Annotated in this window: 1 protein-coding gene; it reads right to left on the bottom strand. The window is 68.2% G+C overall.

Features of this window, described 5'->3' with window-relative positions:
* Positions 1 to 844 (bottom strand): acyltransferase domain-containing protein (locus ACYVPE_RS39885; RefSeq protein WP_461038738.1); only part of this gene is annotated, 844 nt, incomplete at both ends.

The following is an 844-nucleotide window of genomic DNA, read 5'->3' as shown; positions in this document are numbered from 1 at the left end:
CACCGGCCTCAACACTTCGGCGAGGGTGTCGTGGAGTTGGTCGATGTGGGGGGTGTGGGAGGCGTAGTCGACATCGATCCGCCGGGCCCGAACCTCCTGTCCCTCATACCAGAGCATCAGCTCCTCGACAGCCTCAACATCTCCCGCCACGACGGTGGAGACTGGCCCGTTGCGCGTCGCCACATGAAGACGACCCTCCCAGGTGCTGATCAACTCGGTGGCGTCCTCGGCGTTCATGGGCAGGGAGACCATTGCGCCGGTGCCGGCCAGAGCGGTCAACGCTCGGGAACGGAGTGCGGAGATGCGGGCACCGTCCTCCAGGGTGAGGATGCCGGCGACGGTGGCGGCGGCGATCTCACCTTGGGAGTGACCCACCACCGCGTCAGGGACCACGCCGAGTTCTTGCCAGGCGGTGGCCAGGGAGACCATCACCGCCCACAAAGCGGGTTGGACCACATCCACCCGGTCCAACCCCGGTGCTCCCCTCTCACCGGCCAGCACTTCGGTCAGCGACCAGTCCACGAACGGTGCCAACGCCCGCTCACACTCCACCAACCGCGCATCGAACACCGGGAACTCCCGCCGAAGCCGGACAGCCATGCCCAGCCACTGCGACCCCTGCCCCGGGAAGACCAACACCGTCCTGGGCGGCGGGCCCGCGTTCGGTGCTTCTTCGATGATGACGTGGGCGTTGGTGCCGCTGATGCCGAAGGAGGAGATGCCGGCGCGGCGGGGTTGGTCGCCCGACTGCCAGGGCTGGGCCCGGGTCAGTAGGGATACGGCGCCGGTGGACCAGTCGACGTGTGGTGAGGGCTCGTCGATGTGGAGGGAGGCGGGCAGGACC

It is taken from the genome of Streptomyces mayteni (assembly GCF_054783955.1).
This window is presented reverse-complemented; position numbering and strand designations above follow the sequence as displayed.